Origin of the sequence: Mycobacterium sp. NPDC049093 (genome assembly GCF_040704635.1) — a bacterium.
In the GTDB taxonomy this organism is placed as follows: Bacteria; Actinomycetota; Actinomycetes; order Mycobacteriales; family Mycobacteriaceae; genus Mycobacterium.
Genome location: NZ_JBEZJS010000001.1, coordinates 877,115 through 902,370, shown reverse-complemented (window position 1 = coordinate 902,370; position 25,256 = coordinate 877,115). Strand labels below are relative to the sequence as shown.

The following is a 25,256-nucleotide window of genomic DNA, read 5'->3' as shown; positions in this document are numbered from 1 at the left end:
ACTGTGAACTACTGTTCCTAACCGTCCTCTTAAGCTGATAACTTCGCATGAAGTGGGTGTCCCACTGCCGGGGGGCCTGCCACCTTTCTTTGGACCAGTCAGGAGTGAACGCCTTGAAGAAGACGAACATCAGTACGGCCTTTGCCGGAGCGGCTATTGCCGCCGCGGCGATCGTCGCCAGCGCCCCGATGGCGCTCGCCGACGCCGAGGACAGTGCTGTCACCACCGCTGCGCTCGGCGGCCAGGGCAAGCTGGACGGCGGCACCCAGAGCTGGACGGTCAGCGACCTGAAGCCCAGCACTGACACCATCAACTACACGCCGCGCGGCACCCTGTGGGAGGTCACCGCGACCAACGAGGCCCTCCAGGGCTCGGTGACGCCGATCGTCTCCAACTTCAACGTCCGCGCCGCCGACGGCCAGAACTACCGCGCGCTGTTCCAGGTGCCCAGCACCCAGGGCGTCAACCCGGCCACCCTCGCGCAGGGCCAGAAGACCAGCGGCAAGATCTACTTCGACGTCACCGGCGACCAGCCGACGTCCGTCGTCTACAACGCCGGCGGCCATGACGTGCTGGCGTGGGACAAGACCGCTGCTCCCGCCGCGGCCCCGGCCGCCGGCGCCCCGAAGCGTCCGGCTCCTGCCGCTGCTCCGGCCGCCGCCTCCCCGGCACCCGCCGCAGCTCCGGCTGCCGGTGCTCCGAATGCTGCTCCGGCCGCCGTCTCCCCGGCTCCCGCGCCCGCCGCCGTTCCGGCTGCACCGGCCGGCACCGGTGCAGGCAACGCCGCCACCGCGCTCTCGCCGGCCGCCACCCCGGGCGCTCCGGGGGCACCGGCTGCAGCCCCGGCTGCTCCGGGCGCTCCGGCCGCAACCCCGGCGGGCACCGAAGCGGTTCCGGCCGCTCCGGCCCCGGGCACCGAGTCGACCCCGGTCGCTCACGGCACCCCGGTCGCCGAGGGTGCACCGGCCGCCACCGGTGCGGGTAACGCCGCCACCGCGCTCTCGCCGGCCGAAGGTGTGCCCGCCGAGGGTGCGCCCGCCGCCGCTCCGGGCGCTCCGGCTCCGGCTGCTCCGGCACCGGGTGCTCCGGCCGCTCCCGCCACCGAGCCCGCGCTGGTTCCGGCCGGCACCCAGCCGGTCATCACGCCCGCCCCGGCCCCCGCGGTCGCTCCGGCGAGCAACCACGGGACTGCGTCCTGATCTAAGTAGTCAAGGCGACGGCCGGACGCGGGCAACCGCGTTCGGCCGTTGTTTTATGTGAGGGGTGCTGCGCTGCCCGGGTGCCGCGCCGCGCCGCGCCGCCGCCCCGCCGCTTTCTACACCAGGGCTGCCGATCGCGTGGTCCAGCGACCCCACGGTAGAAAACGGTGAGCCGCTGCCGCGGGCCCTGCCGATCACCCGCCGCCGCGCGTGCGTCACATCCCGCGCCGCGCCGCCGCTTTCTACACCAGGGCTGCGCCGAGCGTGGGATCACGACCCAGGTGCAGAAATCGGCGCGCGGAGAGTTGCTTTCGAAGCGTGCAGAGGCGCGCCGAAGCGGAGAACCGCCGAAAGGTCAGGCGATCGACAGCGCGATGCCGTCGAGAATGTCGTGCTCGCTGACCACCAGTTCACCGATACCGGCCCGGCTCCCGAGAACAGCCGCCAACTCCTCGACGATGATCGCACCGCCACCGATCACGTCGGCGCGGCCGGCGTGCATCGGCCCGAGTGCGAGGCGTTCGGCCTTGGTCATCCCGATCAGCTGCTCGCATACCCCGAGCAGCTCGTCGAATCCGATGCGGGACAGGTGAATTGCCTCGGGATCGTATTCAGTCATCCGCTGCGCCAGCGCCGAGAGCGTGGTCATCGTCCCGGCCACACCGACCCATGTGCGCGCACCGTCGACCGGCACCACGGCCAGCGCCTCGGCCAGGCCGTCACGAGCCACCGCCCGTGCCTGCTCCACCTGGTCCGCGGTGGGCGGGTCGGAGTGCAGGCACCGTTCGGTGAGCCGGACACATCCGATGTCGGCGGAGAAGCTTGCCTGCACGGCGGTCTCGCCGAGCACCAGTTCGGTCGAGCCGCCACCCAGATCGACCACGACGAAAGGCCCTGCAGCAGGGTCGAGTTCACCGACTGCACCGCGGAACGACAGCTCGGCCTCTTCGGTACCGGTAATCACCTCGGCCACCGATCCCGGGACCACCTTGCCCAGCAGACGTGCGGTCATCGCGAAGAACTCGTCCCGGTTGCCGGCGTCCCGCGCGGCCGACGTGGCGACCATGCGCACCGCGGTCACCGAGTGCTCGGCCATCAACGCCGCATAGTCGGCCAGCGCGGATTCGGTGCGCGCCAAGGCTTCCTGAGCGAACTGGCCGGTGGCGTCGACGCCTTGCCCCAGCCGTACGACCCGCATCTCGCGGTGCACGTCGCGAAGCTTGCCGTCCACCAGATCGGCGATCAGCAGACGAATCGAGTTCGTGCCACAGTCAATTGCGCCGACCCGACTCAAACCCACACCTCTCGATCCAAGATCCCTGCCATCGCCGGCTCGACCGCCAGCACTGCGAGCGCTTCGTCACCAAAGGGGTTGACACCAGGGCCTTTTGCCAACGAGTGGGCCATCACCACATGCAGACACTTCACGCGGTCGGGCATACCTCCGCCCGTGAACGTGGTGCCCAGCGATTCGATCTCGTCCCGCTCGGCCAGATACGACTCGTGTGCCCGACGATACGCGGCGGCCAGGGCCTCATCGTCTTGCAGGCGTTCGGTCATCTCCCGCATCAGCCCGGAGGACTCCAGCCGACTCGCGGCCGCAGTCAGCGCCGGATGCGTCAGGTAATACAACGTCGGGAACGGCGTGCCATCGGGCAGTTTCGGCGCGGTCTTGACCACACCGGGCTCACCGTTGGGACAGCGGTAGGCGACCTCAAGAACGCCACGTGGCTCACGGCCCAATTGCCGTGTCACAGCCTCGATGTCGGCGGGATCAACCATTGGGACCTCTGGGCTCGGCAGGCGGCGGAACAGGCGGCGCAGGCGGCCCACCCGGTGCAGGCGGTGGTCCGCCGATGGTCGGGGAAACCCCATGGGGCTCATCGGCAATCGTGTGCCACAGCGAGGTGTACCAGGGCTGCCCCACCGGCACCGCAGATCCCGGCAGCACAGGCTCTCCCGGCTCAGACACCATGGCCCCGGGCGGCAGTTGCACCTGATACGGAGTGTCGCCGGGCATGACGAAACCGAGCCGCTCCCTGGCCTGGGCCGCGATGTACACCGGGTCGGCCAGTTTGACCTTCTGCTGTTCCAAGTCGGCGATCTTGGCGCGCAACTGCTCCTCGCTGGCCTTGAGTTGTTTCATCTCGGTGCGCTGGGCGAAATAGGTGCGCACCGGCCCGGCGATGGTCAGCGTCAACACACACACCACCGCGGCGAGGATCGCCGCCCGCCGCGCCGTCGACCCGAACCGCTGTTCGGACTGCAGCTCGGCCTGCTGCTGAGCTTGCACCGCAATGGCTTTGGTGACCGTCTCGTCGGCAACCGGTTCCGCCTGGGCCGGACGGGACTCGCCCGCCCGGCGCCGGGGCTGTGAAGCGCGCGGCCGATTCGACTCCCCAGCCTTACCGGGCTTGCCGGGTCGGGAGGCTGGGGACCGTCGCTTCGGGTCTGGCCGCTTCGCTTCAGGCATCGACGTGTGGGTGCGCAGACGCCTGCGTTACTTGGCCTCGAACCGAGGGAACGCGAGATCGCCCGCGAAACGCGCAGCGTCGCCCAGCGCCTCCTCGATGCGCAGCAACTGGTTGTACTTGGCCACCCGCTCGCTGCGGGCCGGGGCACCGGTCTTGATCTGACCGCTGCCCACCGCGACCGCGAGGTCGGCGATGGTGGTGTCCTCGGTCTCGCCGGAGCGGTGGCTCATCATGGTGCGGTAACCGCTGTTGTGCGCCAGCGCAACGGCATCCAGCGTTTCGGTGAGCGTGCCGATCTGGTTGACCTTCACCAGCAGCGCGTTGGCGGCGCCGCGTTCGATGCCGTCCTCGAGACGTTCCGGGTTGGTGACGAAAAGGTCGTCGCCGACCAGCTGGATCCGGTCACCGATGGCCGACGTCAGCGCCACCCAACCGTCCCAGTCGTCCTCGGACAGCGGATCCTCGATCGAGACCAGCGGGTAGGAGTCGAGCAGGCCAGCGTAGAACTCCGCCATCTGCTCGGCGGTGCGGGTTTCCTTCTCGAAGGCGTAACCCGAACCCTCCGTGTAGAACTCGGTGGCCGCGACGTCCAGCGCCAGCGCCACATCGCTGCCGAGCTTGAAGCCGGTGGCCTCGATGGCCGTGGCGATCAGGTCCAGCGCGGCCTTGGTGCCCGCGACGTCGGGGGCGAAGCCGCCCTCATCGCCGAGACCGGTGGACAGGCCCTGCTTCTTGAGCACGGACTTGAGCGAGTGGTAGACCTCGGTACCCCAGCGCAGCGACTCCTTGAAGGAGGGAGCGCCGATCGGGGCGACCATGAACTCCTGGACGTCCACCCCGGTATCGGCGTGCGCGCCGCCGTTGAGGATGTTCATCATCGGCACCGGAAGGATGTGGGCGTTCGGGCCACCGAGGTAGCGGAACAGCGGCAGCGCGGCACTGTCGGCCGCGGCCTTGGCCACCGCCAGCGAGACGCCGAGGATCGCGTTGGCGCCGAGACGCGACTTGTCCGGAGTGCCGTCCAGGTCCAGCAGAGCCTGGTCGACGAGACGCTGATCGTCAGCGGCCAGGCCGATGATCGCCGGGGCGATCTCGTCGAGAACGGCCTCGACGGCCTTCTCGACGCCCTTGCCGCCGTAGCGGGAGCCGCCGTCGCGCAGCTCCACCGCTTCGTGCTCGCCGGTCGACGCGCCCGACGGCACTGCCGCCCGAGCGAACGTGCCGTCGGTCAGGGCCACCTCGACCTCGACCGTCGGGTTGCCACGGGAGTCGAGGATCTCGCGGGCTCCAACCTGCTCGATGATGGGCACTGGCTTCTCCTTATTGAGTCCGGCGTGTAGGGATGAGACTAGATCGTGGCGGGCGCGACGGAGTGTTTGGGCGTGTCACACCGGTCGCCCGCGTGCGTCACAAACCGTGGCCACCGGCGTACGCGGTCGCCCAGTCACGGACCATCCGGGCGTACTGGTCGGAGTTGTTGTAGGCCTTGAGTGCCTTCATCCAGCCCCGCGGCGTGGACAGGTCCTTGCCGTACCAGCACAGCAGGCCGGCGGCCGAGAGCGCGGCGTCGTCGAAGTTGTCCGGGCTCACCACCCCGTCGTTATTGCCATCCACCCCGAAATGACCCCAGGTCTCCGGGATGAACTGCATCGGCCCCATCGCCCGGTCCATCAGCGGATCCCCGTCGAGCTTGCCCTTGTCGGTGTCGGGAATGCGCAGGTTGCCGGCGGTCCCGTCCAGCTGGACGCCGCGGATCGGTGGGGTGACGTCGCCGTTGCGGGCGATCATCGCGCCGCGGTACGTGCCGTGGTGGCTCTCGACCATGCCGATGCCCGCCAGGGTGGTCCAGGCCACCTTGCAGTTGGGGTTCTCCACCTGGGCGACGCGCGCGGCGTAGGCGTAAGCCTCCAGTGCGTTGACGGGCATGCCCATCGCGGGCGCTCGATCCGCCGCCCATTCGTGGAGCTGATCAGCCGGTCGACCTTTGGCATAGGTGTCGATCGCAGGCACCGCGTCCCCGGCCGGCGGCGGCACACCTTCAGGAATTGGGGTCCCCAGATGCCACGAACAGCTGGATGCCAACAGCAGCGCTGTCGCAGCAATAACGGCGACAGCCCGCAGCCAACGCACTGGCGACACCGGACTCCCTCAACCCCGCTCGGTCTGATTGGCCATCGTCGCATGCGCGACCGTGGACGCGTCGAGCGACGGGGGCGTGCCGGAAGAACGGCAGGTGAAGTCAGCCGGTCCCACAGACCCCCCTGATAAGGTGAGCCACGCCTTGCTATGGCAAGGCAAGGCTACATTTTTCACGGTGCTTTCACCCCGGTCGAACGAGGACGCTTTGATGACTGTCATCTCGGACGTTCCGACCAGCACGCTGGCCGCCTCCAACGTCACATCGCAGGTATTCGGCAGTGGCCTGATCGGTTTGCGGGAAGGCCTCGAAGCCGCCATCGTCGTCTCGATCCTGGTCGCATTTCTGGTCAAATCCGAACGCCGCGACGCGCTCAAATGGGTGTGGCTGGGAGTCGGCGCCGCGATCGCCATGACCGTCACCGTCTTCCTCGTCATCCAGTTCGGTGAGAACACCATCAGCGGACTGGGCGCCGAAGCCATCGCCGGCATCGCCTCACTGATCGCCGTCGTCATCGTCACCACCATGGTGCTGTGGATGAAGAAGGCGTCGGCCTCGCTGTCGGGCGAGCTGCGCGGCGAGATGTCGCAGGCGCTGGAGACCGGCGGCCTCGCCGTGGCGCTGCTGGCCTTCCTGGCCGTGGGGCGTGAAGGTGTCGAGACCGCGCTGTTCATGGTCGGCTACGCCGAGGCCGAGACGCTCTGGCCGCTGACCGGCCTGATCATCGGCGTGCTGATCGCCGCGGCGATCGCCTACGGCATGTACGCCGGGGCCGTCCGGATCAACCTCGCCAAGTTCTTCTCCTACACCGGCATCTTCCTGATCGTGGTGGCCGCCGGAATCCTGGCCTACGGCATCAAGGCGCTGCAGACCGTCGGCTGGATCCCCGGGCTCAGTGCCAATGCCTTCGACATGAGCGGTGCGTTCGACTGGTCGGCCTGGTACGGCGAGATCATCCAGGGTGTCTTCAACATCGACCCCACGCCGACCGTGCTGCAGTTCGGTGCGTGGGTGGTCTACATCGTGGTGGTGCTGGCGCTGTTCCTGAAGCCGGTGCGCGCCAAAACCGCCGCATCCGGCGGCGCAACCACTTCCGAGTCTTCCTCCGAGTCGACCGTCGAGCCGGAGACCTCCACCGCACCCGAAAGGTCGACCAAGTGAAGATGACCCCTGTCGCCAAGACCGGATTCGCGGCCACCGCCGCGGTGCTGGCCGGCATTTCGATGAGCGCGTGCCAGGCCAAGGAAGCCGACGGCGGCAGCGCGAGCGGTGACGGGGCCAAGTCCGCGCAGATCACCGTCGACGCCTCCGACAGCGAGTGCAAGCTGTCCGGGACCACCGCGACGACGGGACCGAGCACGTTCGTCGTCACCAACAGCGGCGACAAGGTCACCGAGTTCTACGTCTACGGCGAGGGCGAGCGGGTCATGGGCGAGGTGGAGAACATCTCTCCCGGGCTCAAGCGCCAGCTCATCGTTCAGCTCACCCAGCCCGGCACGTACCAGACCTCGTGCCGCCCCGGCATGGTCGGTGAAGGCATCCGCGGCAATTTCGTGGTGACCGGTGAGGCCGTGCAGGTCGACACCGAGGGCAAGTTCAAGGACGCCGCCGACAGCTACAAGCGCTACGTGAACAGCCAGGTCGACGCCCTGGTGCCGGCCACCGAGGAATTCGTCGCCGCGGTCAAGGCCAAGGACGTCGCCAAGGCCAAGTCGCTCTACCCGACCACCCGCGTCTACTGGGAGCGCATCGAGCCGGTCGCCGAGTCCTTCCCCAACGACCTCGACCCCCGAGTCGACCTGCGCGAAGCCGACCTCGAGCCCGGGCAGAAGTGGACCGGTTTCCACGCGCTGGAGAAGCAACTGTGGGTCACCGGCCTCCAGCCGGACGCCAACGCACTCGGCGACCAGCTGATCGCCGACGTCAAGGAACTCCAGGCCGGCGTCAAGGCACCGGACTGGACCATCGACTCCACCCAGATCGCCGGTGGCGCACAGGGTCTGCTCGACGAGATCGCGATGAGCAAGATCAGCGGCGAAGAGGACATCTTCAGCCACACCGACCTGTGGGACTTCCGGGCCAACGTCGAAGGCTCGCAGACCGCGGTGGCCTCGGTGCGACCGATCCTCGACGAGCGCGACGCCGAGCTGGGCAAGCGGGTGGACGCCCGGTTCGCCGACGTCGAGAAGTTGCTGGAGAAGTATCGTGACGGCGACGGCTTCGTCTCCTACGACAAGGTGACCGAGCCGCAACGCCAGGAACTGTCGCGCGCCATCGACGCGCTGAGCAAAGAAGTGAGCCAGGTACAGGGTGTCATCGCCAAGCAGTGATTCTCCGGAATCCACCCCGGATGCCGAGCAGTCCACCGGATTCTCCCGGCGCAAGCTGTTCGGTGCCGCCGGGGTCACCGCCGCGGTAGTCGGTGCGGCCGGCGCGGGTGCGCTGGCCGGCCGCGCTTCGGCGGCCGACGTCCCGCACGGTGTCCTGCAGGGTCCGGTCCCGTTTCGAGGTGACCAGCAGGCAGGCATCATCACCGAGGCGCAGGACCGGATGCACTTCTGCTCCTTCGATGTCACCACCGACAACCGCGAGGACGTCGTCGCACTGCTCAAGCAGTGGACGAAGATGGCCGAGCGGATGACGCGCGGCGAGGAGACCGAGGACGGCGGTGCCGTGGACGGCAATCCGTATGCGCCGCCGTCGGACACCGGTGAGGCGCTGGGCCTTCCGGCCTCACAGCTGACCCTGACGATCGGGTTCGGGCCATCGTTCTTCCGCAAGGACGGCAAGGACCGCTTCGGCATCGCCGACAAGCAGCCCGCCGAGCTCAAGGATCTGCCGAAGTTCCCCAACGAGACCATGGACCCGGCCCGCAGTGGCGGCGACATCTGCGTGCAGGCATGCGCCAACGATCCGCAGGTCGCGGTGCACGCGATCCGCAACCTGGCCCGCGTCGGGTTCGGCACGGTCGCGGTGCGGTACTCGCAGCTGGGGTTCGGCCGTACCTCCTCGACCACCCGCGATCAGGCCACTCCGCGAAACCTGTTCGGGTTCAAGGACGGAACGAACAACCTCAAGTCAGATCAGACCGATCTGCTCGACAAGAACGTCTGGGTGGCCGAGGGTGATGGGCCGGCCTGGCTCACCGGTGGCAGCTACCTGATCACCCGACGGATCCGGATGCGCATCGAGAACTGGGATCGCACCACGCTTCTGGAGCAGGAGCGGGTGATCGGTCGGCAGAAGGGCAGCGGCGCCCCCAACGGGTTGCAGCAGGAATTCGACGAACTCAATTTCGAGATCACCGACGGCAAGGGCGATCCGAAGATCGACAAGGACGCTCATGTCCGGCTGGCCTCGGCCGACCACCTCGGCGGCATCGAGATCCTGCGTCGCGGTTACAACTTCACCGACGGCTCGGACGGTTTCGGCCACCTGGACGCGGGCCTGTTCTTCATCGCGTTCGTGCGCAGCCCCGAGAAGCAGTTCATTCCGATGCAGCGCGAGTTGGCCCGCAAGGATCTGCTCAACGAGTACATCACCCACACCGGGACGGCCATCTTCGCCTGCCCGCCCGGGCTGCGTGACGGTGACAGCTCGGGCTACTGGGGTTCGACGCTGTTCGAGTGAGGCACTGACCCGATGACGCGCAACACTCGAATACTGCTCACCGCATTGGCAATCGCGGTGCTGGCCATCGGTGTCTTCGTGTATCAGTCGACTCGTGATCGTGGCGGCCCGCCACCGGTGGCCTCCGTCGATTCCGGCCAGGTGGTACGCGAGAACAGTCATCGGCTGAACTCCGTTCCCGACAGCGACGTGACATTCGTGGAGTTCCTCGACTTCGAGTGCGAAGGTTGTCGCGCGGTGTATCCCTCCATCGAGCAACTGCGGGCCGAGTACGGCGACCGGGTGAACTTCGTCATCCGGTACTTCCCACTCAGCGCTCACTACAACGCCGAACGAGCGGCACGCGCCGTCGAGGCCGCCGCCCAGCAGGACAAGCTCGAAGCGATGTACAAGAAGATGTACGACGCCCAAGGCCAGTGGGGTGAGAAGCAGGATCCGGCGGACGAGGTATTCCGGGGCTTCGCAGTAGAACTCGGCCTCGACATGGCCGCATTCGACAAGGCCTACAGCGACCCGGCCACCGCCGCCCGCGTCCAACTCGATGTGGCCGACGGCCGCGCCCTGGGTGTGCAGGGAACACCGACGTTCTTTCTCAACGGCGAGCGCATCCAGCCCCACAGCTATGAAGACCTGACCTCGCTGTTCGACCAGGCGCTGGCCGAATAGCGAGACGGCCCGGCGCAGTCACCCTCCGAGCAGGATCTGGCTGAGCCGAGTGGTGGTTGCGACGCCGTCGTCGTAGCCGCCCTGCCCGTTGAGTCCGTTCATGATCGCCAACGTATAGCGCTGATTGGGTCCGGCGAAGCCCACCGAGTTGATGACCCAGCCGCCCTGTTCCTGCGACCAGCCGTTCTTGTTGCCCGGGTTCATCGACGGCCCCGCGCCCCAGACGCCCCACTGCTGCTCCCCGCCGACCCGTTGCATCTCGGCCACCACCGCAGCCGCATCGGACGGATTCAGTTGGGTCAGCGTGTAGTTCATCAACCGGTCGAGATCATTGGTGGTCGATTTCTGAAAACCCCAGTACGGGAACATGTCACCGAAGCCCGGTTGCGGTCGCAGGTCGGTCATGCCGTAGCGCGGGAAGCCGGCATTGAACGCCTTGTGATCCGTCCCGCCGTACCGGGTCCACAGCGCGTCGGCCGCGTCGTTGTCGGAGTTACGCAGCATGTTCACCATCAACTGCCGGTCGTTACCCGACATCCGCAATGCTCCGGCACGTTCCCGGGTCAGCAGGTCGACCACCATGGCCAGCTTGATGGTGGACGCGGTCCAGATCATCTGGTTCGCATTGGGGTTGGCGTACCGCGTGCCGGTGGAGCGATCACGTAGGACATAGCCGACGGTGCCCGGCCGCGACGCCAGGTAGGAATCTGCCGCCGCGATGCGCGAGCGCAGATCGCATCCCGTGGCCGCGCAGTCCGCATTGGCCTGCGGTGCAACCGCCATGCCCAGCACGAGCGCGAGGACGGTGGCGGCGGCCCGCAGCATCGTCATGGCCCCACGGTAACGGGGCCATGAGGTGGCAAGCTGCTGGCACGCCGTCAGGAGGGACGGGCCATACTTCGCAGTGGCCGAACCTCCGTTGAAACTGCCCAGAACGGTCCGCGGTGACCCGCGTTTGTGACGTGGTGGCGGAGAAACCGGCCCGAAATCGCCCTGACGTTACAAACGCGGGCGGCGTCAGTCGCTAGGGGCGATCGCCCTCTTCAGCCGCGTCGTCGGCCTCTTCGGCCGCGTCGCCCTCAGAGTCCGAATCGTCCGCGTCGGCGTCAGCTTCCTCGGCGTCCGCGACGTCCTCGACTGGAGCGGCGTCCTCGGCGTCGTCCTCGAGCTCGTCGTCCGCATCGGGCTCAGGCTCGACAACCGCGTCCCGCCAGTAGGTTCGCCACTCGTCCTCGGTGATCGAACCCAGCGGTGTCACGTCGAGTTCCTCGGGAACGTCCTCGCCACGGCGACCGGCCGCCACGTCGGACTCCACCACTCGCACGGTGTCCATGAACTCCAAAACCGCACTGCGCAAATCATTCTCGGCATCGGCATCCGCCGAGACCACCACCGAAGTCAACGCAACCGGCACCAGGTCGGCGGGCAGCCCCGCCTGAGCCACCCGGGCCAGCACTTTCTGCGCCAGTGCAAGGGCCGGCTGACCCGTGGGCACGTCATCCATCGATGACCCGCGGGCTTTCACCTTCTGCTCCTGCGCCTTGCGCTGCTCCCACTGGGCCAGCTGCTCATCCAGGGAAATCGATTCTCCGGCAAGGACTGCCGGAACGCGGTTGCCGAGCTTGCGCACAAGCGAATCGGCGACATCGTCGATGTTGAACGGATGAACGGGCGCATCCTCGGCGATGCGGGCGTGGAACAACACCTGCAGCAGCACATCGCCGAGTTCCTCGCGCAGTTCGTCGGCGTTGCCGCCGCGCACCGCGTCGAAGAGTTCGTAGGTCTCCTCCAGGAGATAGCGACGCAACGAATCGTGGGTCTGCTCGCTCTCCCACGGCCCGTCGGTACGCAGCTTGTCCATCATCGCCACGGCGTCCACGAGCCGCTCCCCGGCCTGCGCGCGCGGGGCGGCGATCAACCGGTCCCCGGCCGCCAAACGGGCCTTGACCGCCGGATGCTCCGGGTCCGAGGACAGCAGGACGGGCGCATCTTCGCCGTCATATGCCGGTCGCGCCGCCGGCAGCGACCACGGCACCTTGACGGGCATTTCCTCGGTGTATTGCACATCGCCGATCAGCAGATCGATCGCGTCGACCGGGATCAGTGAAGGGCGGCGCGGGTCGACCAATACGACGGTCATCGGGCTCCACCCCTTCCATTTCGACGAGATTTGCTGATCTCGGTTATACCAACACTGTGCCCGACTTCGACGTACGTCGTGAGCACGGCCAACGCGGCGATTCGCCGGTACCGGGTGGCAGCCACACGGGATGGCCGCCCTGCCCGAAGGCAAGGCGGCCATCATGTCACAGGCCGTGGTTTACGACTCCGGCGGGAACTGGCCCTCCGGGATCACCCAGTGGCCCGGGGTCTCGTTGTAGAACGGGTTGGCAACTCCGTTCACCGTGGGCAGCGTCTTGAGCTGACCGGGCGCGATGCCGAAGAACGGATTCTCAACGCCGTTGATAGTCGGCGAATTCGTCAACTGACCCGGTGCGATGTTTCCGTCAGGCTGCCTGAAGAAGTTATCTACCTCGGGAAACCTGACTGTCGGAACGTTCACATCGGGAACATTCACGCTCGGAACATTCACATCAGGAACGTTCACGCTCGGAACATTCACATCCGGAGCATTCACGCTCGGAACATTCACATCAGGAACGTTGACACCCGGCACGTTCACGTTCGGCGTGCCCACATTGGGTACCGCCGGACCGGGAACCGGAGGCGGCGTGGGCACGTTCGGAACAGCCTGCGCCAAGCCTGTACCCAGGCCCAACGCGCCCAATCCCAGTGCACCGGCCATCGTTGTGGTTACTGCGAACTTCTTGAAGTTCATGGTCACTCCTTCGCCTTGCCTCACCGCGACCTGTCGCCAATAGACGTCAATCGCGTGATGTTCGGTTTGGGAAATTGCATGACCGCCCTATGGCCGACGATCTCGCCGCCTCTTTCTGCAGGCGACTACGCAATACCTTGACCCCCCGCATATATGTCGGATCCCGGTTTCGGTGCGTTAACAGCACTTCGCGGATACGGCGCGGCGCACACGCCAGAAAGGCGTCGCGACCAGGCAATTAGACGCGAGAAAAAATTACAGATCCGCGGTGATGTCGATGCTGCCCTCGGTCTGTCCGTGGAGCACCAACACCAGACCGGCCACCATCCGGACAATGTCGAGGTCACGGATCCGCGGGGAGCCGATGCCGTCGGTCTCACGCGGGATCGGCACCTGAACCACCGAGGTGGTGGCCCGGTAGTGCGCACCCGGGTACATCCGCTTGAGCCGCAACTGCGCGGAATCGGGAAGGACCAGCGGCGACAGCTTGATCGTCGACGCCGACACGGCGCCGATCTCGGTGATGCCGTACTCGCGGCACAGCAGCCGCAACCGGGCCACCGCCACCAGGCGCTTCGCGGGCTCGGGCAACGGGCCGTACCGGTCGACGAGTTCGTCGACAACGGCCTTGACCGCGTCCTCGTCCGTCGCCGCGGCGAGCCGCCGGTAGCCCTCCAGTCGCAGCCGGTCACTGCCGATGTACTCGGGTGGCAGGTGCGCGTCGACCGGCAGATCGACCCGCACTTCCTTTGGCTCCTCAGCTGTGGCAACGGTTTTCCCGTCGGCAGCTGCTCGGTAGGCCTCGACAGCCTCGCCCACCAGTCGCACGTACAGATCGAAACCCACCCCGGCCACGTGGCCGGACTGCTCGGCGCCGAGCACGTTGCCCGCGCCGCGGATCTCCAGGTCTTTCATGGCCACCGCCATGCCCGCACCCAGCTCGTTGTTCTGCGCGATCGTGGCCAACCGGTCATAGGCCGTCTCGGTCAGCGGCGAATTGGGCGGATAGAGCATGTAGGCGTACCCGCGCTCGCGGCTGCGGCCTACCCGGCCTCGCAGCTGATGAAGCTGTGACAACCCGAAGGTGTCGGCCCGCTCGACGATCAGCGTGTTGGCGTTCGAGATGTCCAGGCCGGTCTCGACGATCGTCGTGCAGACCAGGATGTCGTACTCGCGGTTCCAGAAGCCCTCGACGGTCTTCTCCAGGGTCTCCTCGTTCATCTGGCCGTGCGCGACGACGACCCTGGCTTCGGGCACCATCTGACGAATCCGCGCCGCGGCCTGGTCGATGGTGCGCACCCGGTTGTGGATGTAGAACGCCTGCCCGTCCCGCAGCAGCTCACGACGCAACGCCGCGGCCACCTGCTTGTCGTCGTGCGGGCCGACATAGGTCAGCACCGGGTAGCGCTCTTCGGGCGGAGTCAGGATCGTCGACATCTCCCGGATGCCGGCCAGGCTCATCTCGAGGGTGCGTGGGATCGGGGTGGCGCTCATCGTGAGCACGTCGACGTGCGTACGCATCGACTTGATGTGCTCTTTGTGCTCGACACCGAAGCGCTGTTCCTCGTCAACAATGATGAGGCCCAAGTCTTTCCAGGTCACCCCGGTCTGCAGCAGCCGGTGCGTGCCGATCACGACGTCGACCGCACCGTCCTTCATCCCCTCCATGGTGGCCCGCGACTCCGCCGGATCGGTGAACCGCGACAATCCCTTGACCGTCACCGGAAAACCCGCCATCCGGTTGGTGAAGGTCTGCAGATGCTGATCGGCCAACAGTGTCGTGGGCACCAGCACCGCGACCTGCTTACCGTCCTGCACTGCCTTGAATGCCGCCCGCACCGCGATCTCGGTCTTGCCGTAACCCACGTCGCCACAGATCACCCGGTCCATCGGAACCGGTTTCTCCATATCGGATTTGACCTCGGTGATCGCGGTCATCTGGTCCATGGTCTCGGTGAAGCCGAACGCATCCTCCATCTCGTTCTGCCATGGAGTGTCGGGACCGAACGCATACCCGGGTGCGGACTGCCGCTTGGCGTACAGCGCGACGAGCTCACTGGCGATCTCCCGAACGGCCTTGCGGGCCTTGGTTTTCGTATTGGCCCAATCGCTTCCGCCGAGCTTCGACAACGACGGCGCCTCGCCGCCGACGTAGCGCGAGAGCTGATCCAGCGAATCCATCGGCACGTACAGCCGGTCCGATCCGCCGCCGCGTTTGGCTGACGCGTACTCCAGCACCAGATACTCACGACGCGCTCCGCCGACCACCCGCTCGGTCATCTCGACGAACTTGCCGATGCCGTGCTGATCGTGCACCACCAGATCCCCGGCGGTCAGCGCCAGCGGATCCACGACGTTACGGCGTTTGGCCGCAAGCTTTTTGCCTCCTGAGGCCGTCACCCGGTTACCGGTCAGATCGGTCTCGGTGATGATGACGAGGTTGGCTCCGGGCAGGACCAGGCCGTCGTGCAACGGTCCCTTGAGCACCCCGACCACACCGGCCTTGGGTGCCGCCCCCGGCTCCAACATGCCTGCGGGCGTGTCGGAATCGCCGAGCTGCTCCACCACGCGGTGTGCCGTACCGGTGCCCGGGGTGACCACCGCGGCGTACCCACCGGTGGCCACATGGGCGCGCAGCATCGCGAAGATCTCTTCGAGACTCTGCTGACTGCGGGCCGACGGAGACGGCCGCAAGTCGAGTTCGGTGGCCTTACCGTCGGGCAGCTGGCTCAGCGTCCACCACGGATGACCGCCGGCCACGGAATCCTCGCGGGCCTGCTCGAACGGGACGAACCCGGATGCCCCCAGCGCCTCGAGGTCGATGGGGGCATCCCCGCCGACGGCAGCCGTCGACCACGACGCCTCCAGGAATTCCTGGCCCGTCTTGATCAGGTCCGCGGCCCGGGTCCGCACCTTCTCGGGGTCGCACAACAAGACCGGAGCGCCCTCGGGCAGGTGGTACGTCAGCGTCGTCGGCTGCACCGGATGCAGCAACGGCAGCAGCGCCTCCATCCCGTCGACCGGAATGCCTTCGGCGAGCTTGGCCAGCATGTCGGGCACGCTGCCCGGCACGCTGTTCTCGTGGGTGGGGTGTTCGGCGGCGAGCACGGCGGCGCGCTCGCGCACGTCGGGGGTCATCAGCAGTTCGCGGCACGGCACGGCAACGATGTTGTGCACCGGGATCTCGGGGATCGAACGCTGGTCGGCGATCGAGAACATCCGCATCTCGGAGATCTCGTCACCCCAGAACTCGACGCGGACCGGATGCTCGGCGGTGGGCGCGAAGATGTCGAGGATGCCACCGCGCACGGCGAACTCGCCGCGTTTGCCGACCATGTCGACGCGGGTGTAGGCCAGGTCGACCAGACGCGCGACGACGGCCTCGAACTCGGCCTCCGCTCCGACGGTGAGCGTGACCGGTTCGGTATCCACCACATCCGGGGCCATCGGCTGCAGCAGCGAACGCGTGGTGGTGACCACCACCCGTAGCGGCGGGCCCAGCGTCTCGTCCTCGGGATGGGCCAGCCGGCGCAACAGCAACAACCGGGCAGCGACGGTCTCGACTCCCGGGGACAACCGCTCATGCGGCAGCGTCTCCCACGACGGGAACAGTGCGACGGCATCGCCGACCACGCCCCGCAACTCGGCGGTCAGATCGTCGGCCTCGCGACCGGTGGCAGCCACCACCAGCAACGGGCCCTGCTGGGCCAGCCCGGCGGCCACCAGCACGCGGGCACTGGCCGGCCCGACGAGTGCGAGATCGGCAGGCCGGTCGGCGGCGCGGCGAAGGACGTCCTGCAGAGACGGATCGGTTAATGCCAGCTCGACGAGACCCGCGATCGGGGTCTGGACATGGTTGTGCCCCGGTGCGGTCATGATGACGCCATTCTACGGGGCCGGAGATTCGGCTCCGCCTCGCTCTGTCCCGGGAGATCATGGACCGATGAAGCGGTGGGCGGCGGCGCTCGCGGTCGTGCTGACGGTGGCGCTCGCGATCATCTGGCTGACCGGCCGGCACACGTCGGATTCCACACACGAGGCAGTACCCACGCACCTCGGACCGGACGGAGTCCCCGACTTCGCCGCCTACCCCGCCGTCGATCCGACGCAGTACGTCCTGCGCGAAGGCCAGGGATTTCCGGTCCAGGGATTTCGCACCCCCGACGGCTTCGTCTGCATGACCACCCAGCACCGCGCGATGTACGCACTGGACTGCCGTGGCCCCTTCGTCGGAGCGCCCAACGATGCCAACCTGGCGCACCTGTTCAGCTACGGCACCACCAACGGCGCGATACCGATGAGTTTCACCCATACCGAAGAACCACTCAGCCCGGTCGACGGCCTCACCGAGGACGAAGCCCCGATGCTCCCGGCCGGCCAACGCTTCGACGCGGGCAACGCCACCTGCGTGCACACCGACGACATCCTGCTCGCCTGCCGGATGGCCGATCCCGTCAAAGGCAACGGGTTCATCGCCACGGCGACGGAGACGAAGTCGTTCGGCAGGGCCTGAACACGTCAGGATCGGGTTCGGGGACGTCAAGGAAACGTCAAGCTTGCTGACAGCTCCACCGCCGCGGCCCACGGTGGAGTCATGACCCTGCTGGACATCCTGCCTTCACTTCGCGACACCACCCGACCGCGGCTCGACCCGACCATCTGGCCACTGACGACGGGTGTCGACGAGTTGGGTCGGATCACCGTGGGCCGGGTGGCGCTGGCCGACATCGCAGACGAGTTCCGTACCCCGGCCTATGTGCTGGACGAAAGCGATTTCCGGACCCGTGCCCGGCGCTACCGGACCGCCCTCGGGCAAACCGAGGTGGTCTACGCCGGCAAGTCGCTATTGACCACGGCCGTCGCCCGCTGGGCCGCCGAGGAGGGCCTGGGCGTGGATATCTGCTCTGCGGCCGAACTCGCGACAGCCCTGGCCGGCGGGGTCGACCCGGCGCGAATCGTGGTGCACGGCAACGCGAAGTCGTGTGACGATCTGCGCGACGCCCTCGACGTCGGGGTCGGCCGGATCGTGATCGACTCCCCGATGGAGATCACCTACCTGGCCGGGTTGGTGCGCCGGCCCCAGCCGGTACTGATCCGGGTCACCCCCGACATCGACATCCACGGGCATCGGGCGGTCACCACCGGCGTGACCGATCAGAAGTTCGGCTTCGCGCTGGCCGACCGCCGGGCTGCCCGCGCCGCGGCCCGCATTCTGGCCACCCCCAACCTCGATCTGGTTGGCCTGCACTGCCATATCGGCTCGCAGATCACCGACCCCGCCCCCTACGGCCAGGCCGTGCACCGGTTGATCGGCGCCATGGCCGACATCCGCAACGAGCACGGCCTGGTGCTGACCGAGCTCAACATCGGTGGCGGCCACGGGGTTCCGTACGTCCGCGGGGACGCGGCCCTCGACATCGGCGCGTTCGCCGCCGTCGTCGACGACGAGCTGACCGCGGCGTGTGCGGCCGAACGGTTTCCGCGGCCACGTCTGGTCGTCGAGCCCGGCCGGGCCCTCAGCGCCCGGGCCGGAGTGACGCTGTACCGGGTGCACGGGGTGAAGTCCCAGCCGGGCGGGCGCACGTTCGTCGCGGTGGACGGCGGCATGAGCGACAACCCGCGGGTCGCCCTGTATGGAGCGAAATACACCGTGGCCCTGGCTAATCGTCACCCGATGGGACCGACGATGGTGGCCACGGTGGTGGGCCGCCATTGCGAGTCCGGTGACGAGATCGTGCGCGACGTGGAACTGCCCGCGGACATCCATGCCGGTGATCTGCTGGCAGTGGCCTGCACCGGCGCCTACCAACACAGCATGGCCTCGACCTACAACATGGTGGGCCGCCCGCCCGTCGTCGCAGTGCGCGACGGCGTCGCGCGGCTGCTGGTGCGCCGGGAGACGACAGCCGACCTGCTATCGCGGGACCTGGGCTGAGGATCGTCAGCCGTCCCGTTCGACAGCATCCTTGATCCTGGCCAGCCGGCGTTCCCAGCCGGCGGCGATGCCGTCGAGCCGTCGTGCCACCTCGCTGAGCCGAGCCCCCACCGTCTCGTACCTGATCTCCCTCCCGGCCCTGGTGGCCACCACCAGGCCGACATCGGTGAGCACCTTCAGGTGTTTGGCGATGGCCTGGCGGCTGATCGGCAGCTCGTCCGCCAGTGCTGACGCCGAGGCGGGCCGGCGGCCGAGGGCAACCAGAACCTGCCACCGACTGTCGTCGGCAAGCGCAGCGAAAACCTCGACCGGCGAGGCATTCTCATGCATCGGCGGCGGCCCCCACCAGGTACTTCTGGGCTAGTCCGAGCTCAAGGGACCAGCCGCCACTGTGATCGTCGAACCGGGAGCGGCGGTCGGCCTCGGGCTCGTCGAGCGAGGCGAACCCACTCTCGACGACACGCAGCACCACGCCGGATGGCGCCGGGGTGATCCAGAATTCGACGAGAGTGGATGAGCTGTCGAGGTCGTCGGCGTCGATGTGCCACCGGAAGGCCGCGTAACGCGGCTCATCGAGTGTGACGATTCGCAACGCGAACTTCCCGTGCGTGGGGTCGGTGACGATCGCGACGTCGCCGGCACGCTCGATGGTGTGTTCGGTGATCCGCTCTTCGTTGATGTACCAACCGGGTTCGCTCACCAGGTCCCAGACGCGTTGCGCCGGTGCGTCGATGGCGATCTCGCGCTCGATGCGGTCGAAGTCCGTGGTCATGTCGGGGTTCCTCTCTGACGGAATTGCTGCAACCCAAGGGTTGCACATAAGGAACCGTTGTTGCAACCCTCGGGTTGCAGTTTGTGGCGGAGCGCCGCGGACTCACTCCTCGTGCAGGATCGGGTCGGACTCCAGATGCGTCAGCCCGTTCCACATCAGGTTGACCACATGCGCGGCCACCACTTCTTTCTTCGGCTCGCGGACGTCGAGCCACCACTGCGCGGTCATCGACACCGAACCGACCAGCGCCTGGGCGTACAGCGGTGCCAGGTCCGGGTCGAGCCCGCGGCGGGAGAAGTCCCCGGCCAGAATCGAGGACACCTGGTTGACGGCATCGTTGAGCAGCGTCGAGTACGTACCCGAGGTGATCGCGGCCGGCGAGTCCCGGATCAGGATGCGAAAGCCGTCGGTGCGTTCCTCGACATAGGTCAGCAACGCCAGCGCCACGCGCTCGACCCGCGTCCGGGACCGGTTGTTGGTCAGCGACGAGGTGATCCCGTCCAGCAAGGCCGACATCTCCCGGTCGACGACGACGGCATACAGGCCTTCCTTGCCGCCGAAGTGCTCGTAGACGACGGGTTTGGAGACATTGGCGCGCTGGGCGATCTCCTCGATCGACGTCCCCTCATAGCCCCGTTCGGCAAAGAGCGACTTGGCGATTTCGATCAGCTGTTGCCGTCGCTCGTTGCCGGTCATGCGGGCCCGTGGGGGCCGCCCTTCCTTCTCGGGTGCTGCCACGAATATCAGGCTAGACCGTTCGACTAGAGTCTCTTCCGGACATTCCGTCGTGGTGTAATCGGCAGCACCTCTGATTTTGGTTCAGATAGTTCAGGTTCGAGTCCTGGCGACGGAGCAATTGGTAATGGCGAGCGTGCACGAAATGCGCGCTTGCGACGGCGTTTCTCGAGCAGACGCGCACGCTCGCGGAGTAAGGGGATGATGTGTCGACCACCGAAGCCGCAGTCGTCGTACTGGCAGCAGGTGCCGGGACCCGAATGCGCTCGGACACCCCCAAGGTGCTGCACACCCTGGCCGGCCGCAGCATGCTGAGCCACGCGGTCCACACCGTGGCCAACGCCGCCGCCCAGCATCTGGTGGTCGTTCTCGGCCACGACCGGGAGCGCATCGCCCCCGCGGTCGGCGAACTGGCCGACAAGCTGGGCCGCACCATCGACGTCGCCATCCAGGACCAGCAGCTGGGCACCGGCCACGCCGTGGCCTGCGGCTTGAGCTCGCTGCCCGACGAGTTCGCCGGCACGGTCGTGGTGACCTCCGGTGACGTCCCACTGCTCGACGCCGACACCCTGGCCGGCCTCATCGAAACCCACAGCGCCGCGACGGCCGCCGCCACCGTGGTCACCACCACCGTGCCCGACCCCACCGGCTACGGTCGCATCCTGCGCACCCAGGACAACGAGGTCATCGGCATCGTCGAGCAGGCCGACGCCACCGAGTCCCAACGGGCCATCCGAGAGATCAACGCCGGGGTGTACGCCTTCGACATCGCCGACCTGCGCTCGGCGCTGAGCCGGTTGAGCTCGAACAACGCCCAGCAGGAGCTGTACCTGACCGACGTCATCGCGATCGTGCGCCAGGACGGCCGGACCGTGCGGGCCATGCACGTCGACGACAGCGCGCTCGTCGCCGGCGTCAACGACCGCGTGCAGCTCTCCGATCTGGGCGCCGAACTCAACCGCCGCATCGTGGCCGGTCACCAGCGCGCCGGCGTGACGATCGTCGACCCCGCCACCACCTGGATCGACGTCGACGTGAGCATCGGCCGCGACACCGTCGTCCGCCCTGGCACCCAGCTCCTGGGGACCACCGAGATCGGCGCCGGCTGCGAGATCGGCCCGGACTCCACCCTGACCGACGTCGAGGTGGGCGACGGCGCATCGGTGGTGCGCACGCACGCCCAGCTCGCCGTGATCGGCGCGGGTGCGACCGTCGGCCCGTTCGCCTATCTGCGCCCGGGCACGATCCTGGGAGCCGAATCGAAGCTCGGCGCCTTCGTCGAGACGAAGAACTCGACGATCGGCACCGGCACCAAGGTGCCGCACCTCACCTACGTCGGCGATGCCGACATCGGCGACCACAGCAACATCGGGGCCTCCAGCGTGTTCGTCAACTACGACGGCGAGAACAAGCACCGGACCACCATCGGCTCCCATGTGCGCACCGGCTCCGACACGATGTTCATCGCCCCGGTCTCCGTCGGCGACGGCGCCTACACCGGTGCCGGCACCGTGCTCCGCGACGACGTCCCACCCGGCGCGTTGGCGGTCTCGGACAACGCCCAGCGCACCATCGAAGGCTGGGTCGAACGCAAGCGCCCGGGCTCGGCCGCTGCCGAAGCGGCCCGCAAGGCCCGCGAGGCGCGCGACGAGACCGACTGACACGTAGTGCCGCGACTTGCGGCCAGCATGTGGCTGTAGATCGCGGAGCTGACAACATTTCAAGGTTTCAAGCCCAGTCAGGCCGCGAGGTCGAGCAGATCGAACTCGCAGCCCGGCCCACAGGCATGCCCGCTCACCTCGATCCCGTGCCGCCGCATCACTTGGGCAACCTTTGCGGCAGTCCGACACGGTCGGTCGAATACTTGCCGGTATGACAACCGGACGGTCGACAACCCCTCCACCGCAGCATCCAGATCACGTTCGAAATCCTTGTTCCGTGCCGACAACGAGTCGTGGAACACGCGACCGTCGAGTTCGACCACAAGCCGTTGCCCGTACTCGGTATCGCGATAACAAACACCTGTCGACGAGGCAGAACGCTTCTGTCTATCGGCCCGGGGTAGCCCGTGCGCCCGCTCAACACGAGTGAGATATCCGTGTTCCAGGACCGAGCACGTGCCCTCGGCAATATCCACCAGTATTGCCCGCATCCAGCGGCGACGGCGCACTCGTCGACGAGCATCGAGGGCATCAAGCAGACGCCGCGCGGTGGTGCGCCGCGACTGACAGGCGTTGGCCAGGACCGCAATGGCGTCCAATTCGGACGTCGCACGGCAGGCAACGTCGAGCACAGCTTCCTCGTAACGCATCCGTGGCGGCCCGACATGCCACAACACCCGCTCCTCGAGGTGTGCGACATGGTAGATGCGGACGCCGGGCGGCTCTGCCAACGAGCTCCGTTTGCGGGCGACGCCGACATGGATCACGGAGCCTTCGTCCGACAAGACCGATTCGAGGCACAGCGCGGCCGGCGCCGCATAAAGCACTGCCGCCCAGGCCCGTTGCAACCAGCTCAACGGTCCCGTGTGGTCGACGTACACGCCGTCGTAGACCCGCGCCCATTCGTTGCGTCTCAGCAACCGACGGATATCGTGCTGCTCTAATCCCGCAGCGAGCGCTTGTCGGCGCGAGATGACCCCCGCCTGCTGCCCAAGCACGTGGTCGATATCCACGCTGCCATGGTCGTACGCCCGAGGCACCAGTCACCAGTACCGGATCGACGGCCTGGGGATAACCCGTTGTGCCGCGCATTGCGGTCAGCATGTGGCTGCAGATCGCGGCGCTGATGGTCTCGGTCCGAGGTTTCGTGTTGGCAATCTGGTAACCCGGCTACGAACTACCAGAAACGCTACGTACGATTGCTCCGTATCGATCCCCAACCGCGAAGGCAGCCATAGTGGCCACGGACTGGACCGACAATCGAAAAAACCTGATGCTGTTCTCGGGGCGTGCGCACCCCGAGCTGGCGGAGCAGGTCGCCAAGGAACTCGACATCGAGGTGACCGCGCAGACCGCCCGGGACTTTGCCAACGGCGAGATCTTCGTCCGGTTCGACGAGTCCGTACGTGGCTGCGACGCCTTCGTCCTGCAGAGCCATCCGGCGCCGCTCAACCAGTGGCTCATGGAACAGCTCATCATGATCGACGCGCTCAAGCGGGGTAGCGCCAAGCGGATCACCGCGATCCTGCCGTTCTACCCCTATGCGCGTCAGGACAAGAAGCACCGCGGCCGCGAGCCCATCTCGGCCCGCCTGGTCGCCGACCTGCTCAAGACCGCAGGCGCCGACCGCATCGTCTCGGTCGACCTGCACACCGACCAGATCCAGGGCTTTTTCGACGGCCCCGTGGACCACATGCGGGCGCAGTCACTGCTGTGCGGCTACATCGGTGAGAAGTACTCCGATTCCGACGTGGTCGTGGTGTCGCCCGACTCCGGCCGTGTCCGCGTGGCGGAAAAATGGGCCGACGCGCTCGGCGGCGTCCCGCTGGCCTTCATCCACAAGACCCGCGACCCGCTGGTGCCCAACCAGGTCAAGGCCAACCGTGTCGTCGGCGAGGTCGAGGGCAAGACCTGCATCCTGACCGACGACATGATCGACACCGGCGGCACCATCGCCGGCGCGGTCAAGCTGCTGCGTGAGGACGGCGCCAAGGACGTGGTGATCGCCGCCACCCACGGTGTGCTGTCCGACCCGGCCGCCCAGCGCCTGGCCGATTGCGGCGCCCGCGAGGTGATCGTCACCAACACACTGCCGATCACCGACGACAAGAAGTTCCCGCAGCTGACCGTGCTGTCCATCGCGCCCCTGCTGGCGTCGACGATCCGCGCGGTGTTCGAGAACGGTTCGGTGACCGGACTGTTCGACGGGTCCGCCTAGATGGCGCGCATTTACCACAACCCGAAGTGCTCCACCTCTCGCAAGACGCTGGATCTGTTGCGCGAGAACGGGATCGAGCCCGAGGTGGTGCAGTATCTGAAGACGCCGCCGACGCGTGACGAGATCGCCGCGCTGATCAAGGCTGCGGGCATCGACGTCCGCACCGCGGTGCGCAAGCGTGAATCTCTGTACACCGAACTGGGTTTGGCCAATGCGTCCGACGACGAGCTGCTCGATGCGATGGCCGAGAACCCGATCCTGATCGAGCGGCCGTTCGTCGTCACCGACAACGGCACCCGGCTGGCCCGGCCGATCGATTCGGTGCGCGAGATTCTGTGAAGCGGCTGCTCGCCACGGCCGGCGCGCTGGCGGTGCTGGTCACCGGTTGCGGCGCCGAAACGCCTGACTACAAGTCGATCTGGACGACGAGCTCGACGACGCCGGCTGCCCCTGCCGACAACCAGCCGGTGCCACTGTGGCAGTACCTGGAAGATTCCGGTGTGGTCGGCGAGCCCATCGCACCCGAGAAGATCCCACATCTGACGGTGACCATGCCGAGCCCTCCGGGATGGCATCCCTACAACAATCCGAACCTGGCCCCGGGAACCCGGATGATCGCCAAGGGCAACACCTACCCCACCGCGATGATGCTGGCCTTCACCCTGCACGGTGATTTCGATGTGCCCAAGGCACTGAAAGACCACGGCTACGCCGATGCCCAGTTATCGGAGAACTTCAAGCAGCTCAACGCATCCAACGCGGACTGGAAAGGCTTCCCGTCGGCGATGATCGAGGGCAGCTACGACCTCAACGGCAAGCGCATGCAGAGCTACAACCGCGTCGTGATCGCCGACGACGGGCTGCAACCACCACAGCGCTATCTCGTCCAACTGACCGTCACGACCTACGCCGACGAGGCCGCGGCACAGGGGCCGGACATCGAATCGATCATCACGGGCTTCAACATCGCGAAGAAGTGATCGGGCCGCC

Annotated in this window: 24 protein-coding genes and 1 tRNA gene; 12 read left to right on the top strand and 13 right to left on the bottom strand. The window is 67.1% G+C overall.

The annotated features are described in order from the left end of the window. The first annotated feature begins 104 nt into the window (after window positions 1–104). Complete coding sequence (locus tag AB0876_RS04435; protein ID WP_491839790.1) at window positions 105–1,199, top strand: MPT63 family protein; 1,095 nt, start codon at window positions 105–107, stop codon at window positions 1,197–1,199. Window positions 1,200–1,554: 355 nt separating this feature from the next. Here the strand turns inward: AB0876_RS04435 and AB0876_RS04430 are convergent, their stop codons facing one another. The 5 genes from AB0876_RS04430 to AB0876_RS04410 form a co-directional block, all read right to left on the bottom strand. Further along, window positions 1,555–2,493, bottom strand: a complete 939-nt coding sequence (locus tag AB0876_RS04430; RefSeq protein WP_526041323.1) for a Ppx/GppA phosphatase family protein — start codon at window positions 2,491–2,493, stop codon at window positions 1,555–1,557. Then, the gene (locus tag AB0876_RS04425) at window positions 2,490–2,981 is read right to left on the bottom strand and encodes a DUF501 domain-containing protein (RefSeq protein WP_526041322.1); all 492 of its coding nucleotides are present in this window, start codon (window positions 2,979–2,981) and stop codon (window positions 2,490–2,492) included. Before AB0876_RS04425 ends, AB0876_RS04430 begins: the two co-directional genes overlap by 4 nt. Beyond that, complete coding sequence (locus AB0876_RS04420; protein WP_526041321.1) at window positions 2,974–3,672, bottom strand: FtsB family cell division protein; 699 nt, start codon at window positions 3,670–3,672, stop codon at window positions 2,974–2,976. Before AB0876_RS04420 ends, AB0876_RS04425 begins: the two co-directional genes overlap by 8 nt. 27 nt (window positions 3,673–3,699) lie before the next feature. Further along, window positions 3,700–4,983, bottom strand: coding sequence for a phosphopyruvate hydratase (gene eno, locus AB0876_RS04415; protein WP_055116932.1), 1,284 nt, complete (start codon window positions 4,981–4,983; stop codon window positions 3,700–3,702). 97 nt (window positions 4,984–5,080) lie between these two features. Continuing rightward, window positions 5,081–5,812, bottom strand: coding sequence for a lytic transglycosylase domain-containing protein (locus AB0876_RS04410; RefSeq protein WP_055116935.1), 732 nt, complete (start codon window positions 5,810–5,812; stop codon window positions 5,081–5,083). A 208-nt stretch (window positions 5,813–6,020) separates the two neighbouring features. On the opposite strand from AB0876_RS04410, the gene efeU reads away from it, so the two are divergent. Genes efeU through AB0876_RS04390 form a run of 4 tightly spaced genes read left to right on the top strand, consistent with a single transcriptional unit; the run spans window position 6,021 to window position 10,106 of the window. Next, window positions 6,021–6,971: an iron uptake transporter permease EfeU gene (gene efeU, locus AB0876_RS04405; RefSeq protein ID WP_526041320.1), complete on the top strand. Its 951-nt coding sequence runs from the start codon at window positions 6,021–6,023 to the stop codon at window positions 6,969–6,971. Then, complete coding sequence (gene efeO / locus AB0876_RS04400; RefSeq protein ID WP_491839794.1) at window positions 6,968–8,140, top strand: iron uptake system protein EfeO; 1,173 nt, start codon at window positions 6,968–6,970, stop codon at window positions 8,138–8,140. Before efeU ends, efeO begins: the two co-directional genes overlap by 4 nt. Next, window positions 8,121–9,440 carry an iron uptake transporter deferrochelatase/peroxidase subunit gene (gene efeB / locus AB0876_RS04395; RefSeq protein WP_526041319.1) on the top strand — a complete coding sequence of 440 codons (1,320 nt, stop codon included), beginning with the start codon at window positions 8,121–8,123 and terminating at the stop codon, window positions 9,438–9,440. The genes efeO and efeB overlap by 20 nt, the downstream gene beginning before the upstream one ends. 12 nt (window positions 9,441–9,452) lie before the next feature. Continuing rightward, window positions 9,453–10,106 carry a DsbA family protein gene (locus AB0876_RS04390; protein WP_491839796.1) on the top strand — a complete coding sequence of 218 codons (654 nt, stop codon included), beginning with the start codon at window positions 9,453–9,455 and terminating at the stop codon, window positions 10,104–10,106. Between the two features lie 18 nt (window positions 10,107–10,124). Here AB0876_RS04390 and AB0876_RS04385 read toward each other — a convergent pair whose 3' ends face one another. The 4 genes from AB0876_RS04385 to mfd all read right to left on the bottom strand — a co-directional run bounded on the left by AB0876_RS04385 (window position 10,125) and on the right by mfd (window position 16,821). Next, window positions 10,125–10,937 carry a serine hydrolase gene (locus AB0876_RS04385; RefSeq protein WP_491839797.1) on the bottom strand — a complete coding sequence of 271 codons (813 nt, stop codon included), beginning with the start codon at window positions 10,935–10,937 and terminating at the stop codon, window positions 10,125–10,127. 193 nt (window positions 10,938–11,130) lie between these two features. Then, on the bottom strand, window positions 11,131–12,246 hold the full coding sequence (locus AB0876_RS04380) for a nucleoside triphosphate pyrophosphohydrolase (RefSeq protein WP_491839798.1): 1,116 nt from the start codon (window positions 12,244–12,246) through the stop codon (window positions 11,131–11,133). Window positions 12,247–12,426: 180 nt separating this feature from the next. Continuing rightward, window positions 12,427–12,945, bottom strand: coding sequence for a hypothetical protein (locus AB0876_RS04375; RefSeq protein WP_526041318.1), 519 nt, complete (start codon window positions 12,943–12,945; stop codon window positions 12,427–12,429). A gap of 255 nt (window positions 12,946–13,200) precedes the next feature. Then, entirely contained in the window at window positions 13,201–16,821 is a 3,621-nt protein-coding gene (gene mfd / locus AB0876_RS04370; protein ID WP_526041317.1) for a transcription-repair coupling factor, read from the bottom strand. A 67-nt stretch (window positions 16,822–16,888) separates the two neighbouring features. Between mfd and AB0876_RS04365 the strand changes: the two genes are divergently transcribed. Together AB0876_RS04365 and lysA are read left to right on the top strand one after the other, a co-directional pair. After that, the gene (locus AB0876_RS04365) at window positions 16,889–17,458 is read left to right on the top strand and encodes a hypothetical protein (protein WP_491839801.1); all 570 of its coding nucleotides are present in this window, start codon (window positions 16,889–16,891) and stop codon (window positions 17,456–17,458) included. Window positions 17,459–17,539: 81 nt separating this feature from the next. Then, window positions 17,540–18,880: a diaminopimelate decarboxylase gene (lysA, locus tag AB0876_RS04360; protein ID WP_526041316.1), complete on the top strand. Its 1,341-nt coding sequence runs from the start codon at window positions 17,540–17,542 to the stop codon at window positions 18,878–18,880. A gap of 6 nt (window positions 18,881–18,886) precedes the next feature. Here the strand turns inward: lysA and AB0876_RS04355 are convergent, their stop codons facing one another. The 3 genes from AB0876_RS04355 to AB0876_RS04345 all read right to left on the bottom strand — a co-directional run bounded on the left by AB0876_RS04355 (window position 18,887) and on the right by AB0876_RS04345 (window position 20,348). Beyond that, window positions 18,887–19,210, bottom strand: coding sequence for an ArsR/SmtB family transcription factor (locus AB0876_RS04355; protein WP_526041315.1), 324 nt, complete (start codon window positions 19,208–19,210; stop codon window positions 18,887–18,889). Then, window positions 19,203–19,652 carry an SRPBCC domain-containing protein gene (locus AB0876_RS04350; RefSeq protein WP_526041314.1) on the bottom strand — a complete coding sequence of 150 codons (450 nt, stop codon included), beginning with the start codon at window positions 19,650–19,652 and terminating at the stop codon, window positions 19,203–19,205. The genes AB0876_RS04355 and AB0876_RS04350 overlap by 8 nt, the downstream gene beginning before the upstream one ends. 102 nt (window positions 19,653–19,754) lie before the next feature. Further along, entirely contained in the window at window positions 19,755–20,348 is a 594-nt protein-coding gene (locus AB0876_RS04345; RefSeq protein ID WP_491839930.1) for a TetR/AcrR family transcriptional regulator, read from the bottom strand. Window positions 20,349–20,433: 85 nt separating this feature from the next. On the opposite strand from AB0876_RS04345, the gene AB0876_RS04340 reads away from it, so the two are divergent. Further along, window positions 20,434–20,505: transfer RNA gene (locus AB0876_RS04340), tRNA-Gln, on the top strand. Window positions 20,506–20,593: 88 nt separating this feature from the next. Beyond that, window positions 20,594–22,048 (top strand): bifunctional UDP-N-acetylglucosamine diphosphorylase/glucosamine-1-phosphate N-acetyltransferase GlmU, encoded by a 1,455-nt coding sequence (gene glmU / locus AB0876_RS04335; protein WP_491839805.1) that lies wholly within the window; start codon window positions 20,594–20,596, stop codon window positions 22,046–22,048. A gap of 77 nt (window positions 22,049–22,125) precedes the next feature. Here glmU and AB0876_RS04330 read toward each other — a convergent pair whose 3' ends face one another. Next, window positions 22,126–23,061 carry a type IV toxin-antitoxin system AbiEi family antitoxin domain-containing protein gene (locus AB0876_RS04330; protein WP_491839806.1) on the bottom strand — a complete coding sequence of 312 codons (936 nt, stop codon included), beginning with the start codon at window positions 23,059–23,061 and terminating at the stop codon, window positions 22,126–22,128. 224 nt (window positions 23,062–23,285) lie between these two features. Between AB0876_RS04330 and AB0876_RS04325 the strand changes: the two genes are divergently transcribed. From AB0876_RS04325 to AB0876_RS04315, 3 genes are read left to right on the top strand one after another with little or no spacing between them, the layout of a single operon-like run. Next, window positions 23,286–24,266 carry a ribose-phosphate diphosphokinase gene (locus AB0876_RS04325; RefSeq protein WP_491839807.1) on the top strand — a complete coding sequence of 327 codons (981 nt, stop codon included), beginning with the start codon at window positions 23,286–23,288 and terminating at the stop codon, window positions 24,264–24,266. Beyond that, window positions 24,267–24,605 (top strand): arsenate reductase (glutaredoxin), encoded by a 339-nt coding sequence (gene arsC, locus AB0876_RS04320; protein WP_491839808.1) that lies wholly within the window; start codon window positions 24,267–24,269, stop codon window positions 24,603–24,605. Beyond that, the gene (locus tag AB0876_RS04315) at window positions 24,602–25,246 is read left to right on the top strand and encodes an LpqN/LpqT family lipoprotein (protein ID WP_526041313.1); all 645 of its coding nucleotides are present in this window, start codon (window positions 24,602–24,604) and stop codon (window positions 25,244–25,246) included. The genes arsC and AB0876_RS04315 overlap by 4 nt, the downstream gene beginning before the upstream one ends. Window positions 25,247–25,256 lie beyond the last annotated feature (10 nt).

Coding starts and splice junctions, on each gene's coding strand:
- AB0876_RS04425 (WP_526041322.1), bottom strand. CDS start 2,981: ATGGTTGATCCCGCCGACATCGAGGCTGTGACACGGCAATTGGGCCGT.
- AB0876_RS04420 (WP_526041321.1), bottom strand. CDS start 3,672: ATGCCTGAAGCGAAGCGGCCAGACCCGAAGCGACGGTCCCCAGCCTCC.
- efeU (WP_526041320.1), top strand. CDS start 6,021: ATGACTGTCATCTCGGACGTTCCGACCAGCACGCTGGCCGCCTCCAAC.
- AB0876_RS04390 (WP_491839796.1), top strand. CDS start 9,453: ATGACGCGCAACACTCGAATACTGCTCACCGCATTGGCAATCGCGGTG.
- AB0876_RS04385 (WP_491839797.1), bottom strand. CDS start 10,937: ATGACGATGCTGCGGGCCGCCGCCACCGTCCTCGCGCTCGTGCTGGGC.
- AB0876_RS04380 (WP_491839798.1), bottom strand. CDS start 12,246: ATGACCGTCGTATTGGTCGACCCGCGCCGCCCTTCACTGATCCCGGTC.
- AB0876_RS04375 (WP_526041318.1), bottom strand. CDS start 12,945: ATGAACTTCAAGAAGTTCGCAGTAACCACAACGATGGCCGGTGCACTG.
- mfd (WP_526041317.1), bottom strand. CDS start 16,821: ATGACCGCACCGGGGCACAACCATGTCCAGACCCCGATCGCGGGTCTC.
- AB0876_RS04365 (WP_491839801.1), top strand. CDS start 16,889: ATGAAGCGGTGGGCGGCGGCGCTCGCGGTCGTGCTGACGGTGGCGCTC.
- lysA (WP_526041316.1), top strand. CDS start 17,540: ATGACCCTGCTGGACATCCTGCCTTCACTTCGCGACACCACCCGACCG.
- AB0876_RS04355 (WP_526041315.1), bottom strand. CDS start 19,210: ATGCATGAGAATGCCTCGCCGGTCGAGGTTTTCGCTGCGCTTGCCGAC.
- AB0876_RS04350 (WP_526041314.1), bottom strand. CDS start 19,652: ATGACCACGGACTTCGACCGCATCGAGCGCGAGATCGCCATCGACGCA.
- AB0876_RS04345 (WP_491839930.1), bottom strand. CDS start 20,348: ATGACCGGCAACGAGCGACGGCAACAGCTGATCGAAATCGCCAAGTCG.
- arsC (WP_491839808.1), top strand. CDS start 24,267: ATGGCGCGCATTTACCACAACCCGAAGTGCTCCACCTCTCGCAAGACG.